Source organism: Allokutzneria sp. NRRL B-24872 (assembly GCF_002155965.1).
Classification (GTDB): Bacteria; Actinomycetota; Actinomycetes; order Mycobacteriales; family Pseudonocardiaceae; genus Allokutzneria.
The window spans coordinates 25,628-35,254 of record NZ_MUMH01000059.1 but is presented as its reverse complement, the minus strand read 5'-3'; the positions used below and the strand labels follow the sequence as shown (position 1 = coordinate 35,254).

Here is a 9,627-nt window from a genome sequence, read left to right as displayed (position 1 = left end):
ACCCTCTCTTGGGCGGCGGGCGATTTCGTCGTCGGGTCAGCGGCTCGCGGCCAGCTTCTCCAGGTCGAGCACGACGTCGTTGACCGTCGGCCTGCCCAGCATCTCCGCGCGCACCGCCGCCGCACTGTCCACAAAGGACTTGTCTTCCAGCAGGCGCACCAGCCGCTCGCGCAGTGCCTGTGCGGAGAACTCCTCCGGGCGCAACGTCAACGCCGCACCTGCCTTCTCCAGCTCGTGCGCCGCTGTCGCCTCGCCCCACGTGGACCCCGGGATCACCAGCTGCGGCACCCCGTGCACCACCGCGTTGCCGATCGTGCCCGTGCCGCCGTGGTGCACCACCACCGCGCAGCTCGGCAGCAACTCGTTGAGCGGCACGAAGTCCACCAGCCGCACGTTCTCCGGCGCGTTCTCGGTCTGCAACGTCGCGACCACTTCGACGTCCAGGCCGCGCACCGCTTCGAACAGCTCGGCCGCGTCGAATCCGTCATCCTTGTTCGGGATCTCGTTCTCCCGCGCCGACAGGCCCACCGTCACGCACACCCGCGGCTTCGTCGGTTTGTCCCGCAACCACTTCGGCGACTCGCTCGGCCCGTTGTACGGCGTGAAGCGCACCGGCAGCGTCTTCGCGTCCGTCTCGTACCGCGTGCACGCGGGCATCGCGTCGATCGTGAGCTGTCCGAGCACCACGTCCTCGTCGAACTCCAGCCCGAACTCGCCGAGCTTGCCCGTCAGCCAGTCCCGCATCGGATCGCGCTGCTGCTCTTGGAGTGCTTTTCGCATGCGGCCGAAGTTGTCCGAGCCCATCAGCAACCGCGCGTGCGCCGCTCCGCAGGCCTTCGCCGCCACCGGCCCCGCGTAGACCAGCGCGTCCCACACGACGAGATCCGGCTTCCACTCCCGCGCGAACTCCACGAGATCCGCGGTCACGTCCGGCCCCGCCATCGCCTCGCACAACGGCGCCCAGATATCGAAGATCACCTCCGCGTACTCCGGGGTGATCTTCTCCTCGTCGATCTGCGCGATGGGGAATTCGGCGATGAGCGCGAGTTCTTCCTCGGTGTACTCGCCGCCGCCTTCCTCGGTGCGCTGTTCCCAGTTCAGCGGCTTTCCTGCTTGGTGGGCGGAAAGGCCCGCACTGGAAAGTGCATTGGGCTCGGCCGGGTTGGGTTGGGCGGCGATCCGCACCTCGTGGCCCGCGTTGCGCATGGCCCAGATGAGGGGGGCCATGTTGTAGACGTGGGCTTTGGCGGGGAAAGGCGTGAAGAGGACGCGCATTTACTCATTCGATCGTGGCTGTTGGTAGTGGGGCAACCCCTAGTGGCGTATCGGTTTGGCGTGGGGGACGGCTGGGCTTCCGGCTCGCGCCGGTACCAGCGTGGGGTCGGCTTGACCTGGGGCCCCTTGCGCGTGCCCCTGGGCCTTACAGGGGCACGGGATGGAACACCCGGCCCTCGCGCGAGCGTATGGCCCGCGCACCCCAGGTAAAGCCTCGGTTGTGTTGTGCGCCTTGCGTTCCAGCGTGAGGCTTTCGGGCTTTCGGGCGCCTGGGATTTCATCCTTTAGGGCCATGATCGACTATTTAATCGGCGTAGAATAGAAGGCATGGACGAAGCTGACGTAAAAGCAGCGTACGCGGCTATCGCTGAAGCTGTCGCAACGTTCTCCGTGACCCTGGTCGACTATCTAGCCGAGCTGGATTCGCGTGATCGTGAGTTTGCCGATAACTTCATCGCCCCGGTGCTGAAGGTGTCGCCCATCAAAGCGGGTCGGTTGATCGACAGCGCGGTGGAGCTGGTGGAGCGCCACGTGGTCTTTGAGGCGATGGCCGAAGGCCGAATTGACCAGGGCAAGTCACTCATGATCCTCGACCTCCTCCGCGCCCTCCCTGTCACCCAGGCGCTGATCGTGGAGGAAGCCCTCGTCACCCACGCAGCGACCAACACCTACTCCGCGACCCGCCAGTACGGTGTCCGGTTCATCCACCGCCTCGACCCCAAAGCCGCCGAACGCCGCCACGCGGAGAAGCACAAAGCCCGTCTCGTTGAGAAGTTCAACCTCGAAGACGGCATGTCCTCCCTGCGCTTGACCATGACCGCCCACGACGCCGCCCTGTCCTACGACCGCGTCGATCACATCGCCAAAGCCCTGCCCAAAGACCACCGCACCCTCGACCAAAAGCGCTCCGACGTCGCAAGGGACCTCTTGCACGGCAAAGAAACCGCCGCCCCGCAAGGCCAAACCGTGGTCTACCTGACCATGCCCGTCACCTCAGCCCTCGGCCTGACTGACGATCCCGGAATACTCACCGACGACGGCCCCCTCCCCGCACCCTTGGCCCGCGACATCGCCGCCGGTGGCATCTGGAAGCGCATCCTCACCGACCCGGTCACCGGCATGGCTGAAGAAATCAGCGACGTCTACCGCCCCAACGCCAAACAACGCGAACTCATCGCCGCGAGATACCCGACCTGCACCGCCATCGGATGCAGACAACCCGCCCACCGCTGCGACTACGACCACTGCCGCCCCTACAACGGCTCGAACACCACGATCACGAACCTGCGCCCCAAATGCAGGCGTCACCACCGCATGAAAACCCACACCAACTGGCAGTGCGCCAACGGCGAAGACGGCGTCCACACCTGGACCACGCCCAGGGGCCACACCTACGAAACCGCGCCCGAGCCGATCGCCGAACCGGCGCCGTTCTAGGCGCGGGGCTCGTACCGCAGCACCATGACTCCCGAGCCGAACTTGGAGCGGCTCACGAGCTTCAGGTCGACGTGCTGGGACAAGCCCTCGAACAGGGTCGGGCCGTGGCCCGCGATGCGGGGGTGGACGACGAACTCGTACTCGTCGATCAAACCCAGCTCCGCCAACGCCATCGGGAGCCGCACGCCGCCGACGAAGACGCCCTTGCCCGGAGTCTGCTTGAGCCGCCGCACAGCGGTGGCCAGGTCGCCGCGCACGAGCTCCGCGTTCCAGTCGACGTGCTCCAGAGTGCTTGACACGACGTACTTCTTCGCCGCGTCGATGGAGCGGGCGAAGGGGTCATCGTCGTGGGGGCTCGGGGACCGCCACGCGGACTCCATCATCTCGTAGGTGACCCGGCCGAACAGGAGCGCGTCAGCGCGGTCGAGGTTCTCGGCGTGATGACGGTGCAGAGCCTCGTCCGCCGGGATGGCGCGGTGGTCGCAGCACCCGTCCAGCGTGACGTTGATGGAGTACCGAAGCGGCCGCATCGCCGAAGAGTACGCCGAAACCCGGGTGCGGGCGGCCGGACGTTGGTGTGAGATCGCGGGCATGACGATCGTGTTGGACACGCCGGATGTCGATGGGCTGAGCGTGGCCGTCAACGCGCTGCGAGGGTGGCAGCGCGACCGGGCGATGCAACTGCACCCGGGCGACATCGGCTGGTTCTGGCGCTTCGGCGCCGAGACGACCGCCGGCGCTGTCCGGACCTGGAGCCGCGACGGACGGGTGCTGGCGGTGGGGCTGCTGGACGGCTCGACGCTGCTGCGCATCACGATCGCGGCGGACGTGCAGCAGGATGAGGAGCTGGTGCGGCGGCTGGTCGAGGACGTGACCGAGCCGGAGCGCGGTGTGCTGCCGGCGGGCAAGGTCAACATCGAGGCGCCGATGGGCGTGCTGCTGCACAGCCTGCTGGCGGAGCAGGGGTGGCAGACCGACGAGCCGTGGACGCCGTTGTCGCGTGACCTCGCGGAGCCGGTGAAGGCGCCCGACCTGCGGATCGAGATCGCGGGGCAGGAGCAGGCGGAGCTGTGGGCCGAGGTGCTGCGCGCGTCGTTCGAGGGCTCGACGTTCGCGGCCGAGAAGTGGCACGCGATGTCGGCTGGTACTCCGTACGCGGACGCGCGGAGCCTGATCGGCTACGACGAGCAGGACGCGGCGGTCGGCGTGGTCACGGTGTGGTCGGCGGGGCCGGGCCTGCCCGGGCTGATCGAGCCGATGGGCGTGCACAACGACCACCGCGGGCGCGGCCACGGCAGGGCGATCACCGTGGCCGCGGCGGCGGCGCTCCAGGAAATGGGTTCGTCGAGCGCGCTGGTGGCCACGCCGACCTCGAACGTCGGCGCCGTGGCGACCTACGCCTCAGCGGGCTTCGGCAAGCTCGCCGAGGTCCACGACTACTACCGCGAGAACTGAGAGTTCCCGTTTCGCACTCCGGTCAACGCTTCGGGCAGGTCTTGCGGAGGATGGAGCCGGAGGTGCCCGGCAGGCTGACGGAGTTCACGTTCGTCCCGGCCTCGTTGAGGTGGTCGCCGCCCAGGGAGAGCGTGATGGCCTGGCTCTCGGTCGGGTTGGCGTTCACCACGACCGTGCCGCAGGCGAAGTCGCGGCGGTAGACGTTGGTGCCGACGGAGGTGTACGGGCCGGAGGGCTTGCCGAGGTCCCAGTCGTACTCGGGGCGCCACGGCGACGGTTCGCCGTAGCCGTCGGTCTTCTCCATCTCCGCGATCGCCGACTTCGTGCTGCTCGCCGCCATGAAGTAGGAGGCCAGTGCGTAGCGGAAGGGGCGAACGGCGGTCTTGGAGAAGTGCGGCTGCACCAGGGTGATCTTGCCGGCGGCCTCGTTGTCGGCGATCTGCGCGACCTGGCGGCGCCAGCCCTCGGCGTAGTCGGGCAGCTGCTCGGTGTCGGAGAAGGACAGCCACCACTCGTCCCAGCCTCCGTCGAGGTTGGCCATGTAGTTCTTCCAGCCGTCCTTGTGCAGCCTGGCGTTGCTCATGTTCGCCACGGTCTTCAGCCCGGCCGCGGTGAAGGTCGCGCGGGTGTTGGCGAAGAACGAGGAGTACGCGGCCTGGAAGGAGGCGTTGTCGCCGTACTTCGACGGGCACGTGCCGGGGTGGTAGGTGTCGCAGGTCCAGAGCGCGTTGTCGATCAGCACGCCGTCGAAGACGCCCTTCGTCGACGCGACGACGTTCTCCGCCCACTCCGCCTGGTACTTCGGGTCACCGACGTCCATCTGCCAGTGCCCCTTGTACCCGGCGTACTCCAGCCGCTTTCCCTTGGAGTCCTTGAGGAACCACTCCGGCCGGTTCTTCTCCGCGGCGCAGAAACCGACCCCGGTCGGCAGGTGCTCGTCGTCCTTGCCGTCGCGGCAAGCGTAGGAGCGCGTGGAGGACATGTCCTTGTACACCAGCACGGTGACCGTCGGGTTGGCCGCCTTCAGCTTGGGGACGTAGCTTGCCTCCCAGGCGTTGAGCAGGATGTAGTCGCGCTTCTGCGCTTCCTCGGCCAGCATCTCGTCGGTGACCGGCGTCCCGTTCCAGTGCACCCAGTACGACTTGGTACGCCAGTCGCTCGCGGGCGGCGTCGTCGGCTTCGTCGTCGTGGTCGTCGGGGCGGTCGTGGTCGTCGGCGCCACCGAGGTCGTCGGAGTGGCGGACGTGGTCTGCGCCGGCGGGGTGGTCCGCTGCACCGGCGGGATGATGTGCACGGGCGGCGGGGTCGGCGCCGCGACGGCGGGGGCCGCTATCGCGGCGACGAGCAGCGTGGCGACGGACAGGGTGGGAAGTGCCTTCACAGTGATCCTTACGGGGGCGGCAGGGGGTGCCCACCGTAGGGCCTGTGATCGTCCCGACCAGACTGCGTGAAACTCTTCGATGCAGGACCCGCAGGAAGTAGTCCCTCTTTCAAGGCGCACTGAAACCCTTTGCCCGCAACACTCCTCGCCATCAGTTGCCGTCGCGGCAAGTCGATGACGCGGAGCGACGACAGCGGTGCACGCTCAGTGATCAGCTACCCCGCCGAAGTGCTGATGAGGTTCTGTGCCAGAGTGTTGGCGGCGTACGCGTTCACCCCGAACCGCCCCGACGAGTACGTGGAGTCGGTCGCGTCGATGACCGGTGCGGCGCTGCGGTCGAGCCAGACCCGAATCCGCGAGCCGACCGCCTCGACCTTCACGTGATACGAGCGGCCTTCGGCTATCGGCGTCGCGCGCACGGCGATGTCCTTGCCAGGACGCCACAACTTCACCACACCGCTCGTGTCGATGGTCGCGGTGTAGCCGGAGCCGGACGCGTCCGCGCGGAAGGTCAGGCCCGCGCCGACGCCGTTGACCACGGAGAGATCGCCCTCGAACGCGAAGTCGGTTCCAGTGCGGTCGCTGAGGTAGAAGGCATCGGCGGCGGTGCTGGCGTGCAGCCCGCGCGGCGAGACTGTCCACATGCCGCCGCGCGGCGCCCACGGCCCGGAGGAGATCGTCGCGAAGCCGCCAGAGCCGACGTTGAGGTTCTGCACCGTCGCCGCGCCCCGGAAAACGTTGGCGCCAAAGCGTCCTGAGCTGTACGCGGTGTCGGTCGCGTCGATCACCGGCGCGGAGCCGTTGTCCAGCCACACTCGGATGCGCGAGCCGGTGGTCTGCACCTTGAGGTGGTGGGCGCGGCCAGCGGTGACCGGTACCGCGTGGGTCGCGATGTCCCTTCCCGGGCGCCAGAGCTTGACGAGCCCGGCGCGGTCGACGCTCGCGGTGTACCCGGCTCCGTCGGCGTTCGCGCGGAAGGTCAGCCCGGCGGCCTGCGCGGTGCCGAGCACGACGTCCCCCTGGTAGACGGAGTCCCTTTCGGTACCCGCACCCAGGTAGAAGCCGTCGTTCTGCGCCTGGCCGAGCTTGCCGCGCGCGGCGTCGGTCCACGAGCCGCCCGAGGCGTGCCACGGCCCGGCGACATTGCTGTCCACAGTGGACTCGGCAGTGCCCCACGTGGTGCCGAGCCGGGTGAAGCTCGCGCTGTCCAGGCGGACCTCGCCGCCGGTCGCGAACAACCGGATGCCCTGGCTGACCGCGGCGGAGTCGAAGTTCACGTTGTCGGACAACGAGAACCGGCCGCCATCGGCGAAGATCGCGAGCTGGCCCCGGTCCACGAGCAGGCGCATCGACACCTTGCCGTCGCGGGGTTGGAGCGCTTTCCCGTCCAGCGTGCCCGTCTTGCGGTCGTAGACCACAGCGCGGTCCGCTGAGCCGTCCGGCCGCGTGTGCAGGTGGAAGCCGAACTGCTCGGCGGTCGCGTCGCGCACGTCGAACTGCGCGGTGACCTCGTAGGTGTCGGCCTTGATGCCTTGGAAGAGGTTGCCGCCGCCGACGACCTGGTTCCGCCAGGTCCTGGTGTCCGCGCGGATCGAGTCCAACTCGGCAACCGGTGTCCTGGTGATCTGAGGTCCGTTCGGGCCGGTGACCAGTCCCAGTGCGGCGGGTAAGGTGGCGTTGCCGGTCCACGTGCTCCCGCGATTGCCGCCCTGCCAAGCCATCTGCACGACGCGCTTGTCCGGCAGGTCGCTGAAGGTCATGGCCGCGTAGAAGGTACCGCCGGCGAACGCGGTACCGAGGTCCATCCGCTTGGGCTCGGGTCGATCGGCGCGGAAGGTGGTGCCGTCGAAGGAACCGACGACGTAGTCGCTCGACGCCGAGGTCAGCACCCACCGCTGATCGTCGGCGCGGCCGTCCAGCGGCAGCGGGAACAGGTCGGGGCACTCGAAGAGCCACGGCGCGGCGTAGCGGCTGGCAAAGGTCCAGTCCAGCAGGTTCGGCGAGGTGTAGATGTCGGCGCCGTTGCCGTCGCGCTGGGACCAGACGACCATGACCCACCGCTTGCGCGCGGCGTCCCACAGCACCTTCGGATCGCGGCTCTCCACCGGGATCTCGATCTGCTTGCGGCCCTTGTCGTAGGACTGGAAGGTCCTGCCGTTGTCGTTGCTGTAGAAGATGCTCACGCCGTCGGTGTTGGAGAACACCACGATCGGCTCCAGCGCCCCGGTCTTCAGCCCCGACGTGTTGTGCCGGTCGACGACCCCACCGCCGGAGAACAGCGTCCCCGCGTGCACGCCCGGCTCCAGCGCGATCGGCTTCTGCGTCCAGTGCACGAGATCGGGGCTCGTCGCGTGCCCCCAGTGCATGGTGTCCCACTCCAGGCCGTGCGGATTGTGCTGGTAGAAGAAGTGGTACTCGCCGTTGGCGTGCACGAGCCCGTTCGGGTCGTTCATCCAACCGGTACGCGAGCTGAAGTGGAACTGCCCGCGCTGCGGCTCGTGGTAGGTCGTCGGTTGGTAGCCGAACTCCGGGTAGTCCCAGGTCGTCCCCGCCCGCGCGAGCGGCGCGGAGGACAGCGTCAGCAGCAGCGCGACCAGGGAAGCGACCAGAGCTCTGGCCATGCCGACCACCCCTTCGGAGCCGGTGAGAGCGCTCTCAACCGGATCGCCAAGCTAACAGGGGGCCTTCGCGGCGAACAAGCAGAACTACCCGCGCAGCCCAGCGACGAGGAGTCCGACCAGCTTCCGCGCGTCGTAGCGGCGGTTCGTGCCCGCGCCCGCGCACAGGCCCCCGACCCCGCGCATCAGCTCGTAGGCGTCCACGCCCGGCTTGATCTCGCCGGAGCTCGTCGCGGCTGCGAGCAGTTCGGTGCACACGGGTACGAGTCGTTCGAGGAAGTAGGAGTGCAGCGGGTCGTAGCAGGGGTCGTCGGACTGGAGCACGGACGGGAGCCCCTGCTTGGTGATCACGAAGTCCACGAAGAGCTCGATCCACCGCCCCAGCGCGGCGTACGGGCTGGAGCCGTGCTCCAGCAGCGTCGGACCCGCTTCGGCGAGGTTCTCCACCTGGTGCCGGTAGACCGCGACGATGAGGTCGGCGCGGGTGGGGAAGTGGCGGTAGATCGTGGCCGTGCCGACGCCCGCGCGCGCCGCGATGTCGCGGATCGGCGCCTCCACGCCGGAGCTGACGAAGACCTCGGCCGCGGCGTCGAGCAGGGTCTGCTTGTTGCGCCGCGCGTCCGCGCGCTGAGGTCGCACAGAATCCGCCCTTCACTAAGCGGGACACTGTCCCGTATCGTCAACCGGGACAGTGTCCCGTCTCTGCATGATGCCAGGAAGTGGGCGGCCATGGCGACATATCTGCTGGTGCACGGCGCGTGGCACAGCGCGCGCTGCTGGGATCGGGTGATCCCGCTGCTGGAGGCGGCCGGGCACCGCGTGCTCGCGCCGACGCTGACCGGCTACGGCGACAAGATCCACCTCGCCGGGCCGGAGGTCGGGCTCGACACCCACGTGGCGGACGTGCTCGGGCTGATCACCGAGCAGGACCTGGCCGAGGTCGTGCTGGTCGGGCACAGCTACGCCGGGCTGGTGATCTCCTCGGTGGCGAACGCGGTGCCGGAACGGATCGCGCACCTGGTCCACCTCGACGCGATGGTCCCGGAGCACGGAGAGGCGGCGGTCGACGTCATGCCCGTGAGCCGTCAGCTGGTCGAGCTCGCGCTGAACTCCGACAGCGGCTGGCGCATCCCACCGCCCGGCACGTTCGGCGTGACCGACCCGGACGACGTGGCGTGGCTGCGCACGATGCTCTCCGACCAGCCGGTGCGCTGCCTCCTGGAGCCCGTGCGCCTGGACAACCCCGCCGTGAAGGCCGTTCCGCGAACCCACATCCACTCCACGGTGGTGCCCGAGGGCTTCGAGCGGCGCGCCGCGCCCCCGGGGGAGCGCGTGCTGGAACTGCCGACCGGGCACGACTGCATGATCACGATGCCGCGCGAGCTGACCGACCTGCTCGTCAAGATCGGCTGAGTTCACCCTTGCGGAGGCCGTGAACTGGGTACTTCTCCTTCAGGGGAA

General features: G+C 68.5%; 8 protein-coding genes. 3 read left to right on the top strand and 5 right to left on the bottom strand.

The genetic code is table 11. From position 1 onward, the window contains the following. Positions 1–36: 36 nt before the first annotated feature. Positions 37–1,275: an activator-dependent family glycosyltransferase gene (locus CCN37_RS15930; RefSeq protein ID WP_086821558.1), complete on the bottom strand. Its 1,239-nt coding sequence runs from the start codon at positions 1,273–1,275 to the stop codon at positions 37–39. A gap of 327 nt (positions 1,276–1,602) precedes the next feature. Here CCN37_RS15930 and CCN37_RS15925 point away from each other — a divergent pair, with 327 nt between their 5' ends. After that, the gene (locus CCN37_RS15925) at positions 1,603–2,712 is read left to right on the top strand and encodes an HNH endonuclease signature motif containing protein (RefSeq protein ID WP_086821557.1); all 1,110 of its coding nucleotides are present in this window, start codon (positions 1,603–1,605) and stop codon (positions 2,710–2,712) included. Here the strand turns inward: CCN37_RS15925 and CCN37_RS15920 are convergent. Next, the gene (locus tag CCN37_RS15920; protein WP_086821656.1) at positions 2,709–3,242 is read right to left on the bottom strand and encodes a dihydrofolate reductase family protein; all 534 of its coding nucleotides are present in this window, start codon (positions 3,240–3,242) and stop codon (positions 2,709–2,711) included. The two genes, CCN37_RS15925 and CCN37_RS15920, sit on opposite strands and share 4 nt — an antisense overlap. 61 nt (positions 3,243–3,303) lie before the next feature. On the opposite strand from CCN37_RS15920, the gene CCN37_RS15915 reads away from it, so the two are divergent. Further along, on the top strand, positions 3,304–4,167 hold the full coding sequence (locus tag CCN37_RS15915; protein ID WP_086821556.1) for an N-acetyltransferase: 864 nt from the start codon (positions 3,304–3,306) through the stop codon (positions 4,165–4,167). 22 nt (positions 4,168–4,189) lie between these two features. On the opposite strand, the gene CCN37_RS15910 is transcribed toward CCN37_RS15915, so the two are convergent. The 3 genes from CCN37_RS15910 to CCN37_RS15895 all read right to left on the bottom strand — a co-directional run bounded on the left by CCN37_RS15910 (position 4,190) and on the right by CCN37_RS15895 (position 8,805). Continuing rightward, positions 4,190–5,548, bottom strand: coding sequence for a putative glycoside hydrolase (locus CCN37_RS15910; protein WP_143261626.1), 1,359 nt, complete (start codon positions 5,546–5,548; stop codon positions 4,190–4,192). 215 nt (positions 5,549–5,763) lie between these two features. Beyond that, the gene (locus tag CCN37_RS15900; protein ID WP_086821655.1) at positions 5,764–8,169 is read right to left on the bottom strand and encodes a glycoside hydrolase family 32 protein; all 2,406 of its coding nucleotides are present in this window, start codon (positions 8,167–8,169) and stop codon (positions 5,764–5,766) included. An 84-nt stretch (positions 8,170–8,253) separates the two neighbouring features. Continuing rightward, positions 8,254–8,805: a TetR/AcrR family transcriptional regulator gene (locus tag CCN37_RS15895; RefSeq protein WP_086821553.1), complete on the bottom strand. Its 552-nt coding sequence runs from the start codon at positions 8,803–8,805 to the stop codon at positions 8,254–8,256. Positions 8,806–8,895: 90 nt separating this feature from the next. Here CCN37_RS15895 and CCN37_RS15890 point away from each other — a divergent pair, with 90 nt between their 5' ends. Continuing rightward, positions 8,896–9,579: an alpha/beta fold hydrolase gene (locus CCN37_RS15890; RefSeq protein ID WP_086821552.1), complete on the top strand. Its 684-nt coding sequence runs from the start codon at positions 8,896–8,898 to the stop codon at positions 9,577–9,579. Positions 9,580–9,627 lie beyond the last annotated feature (48 nt).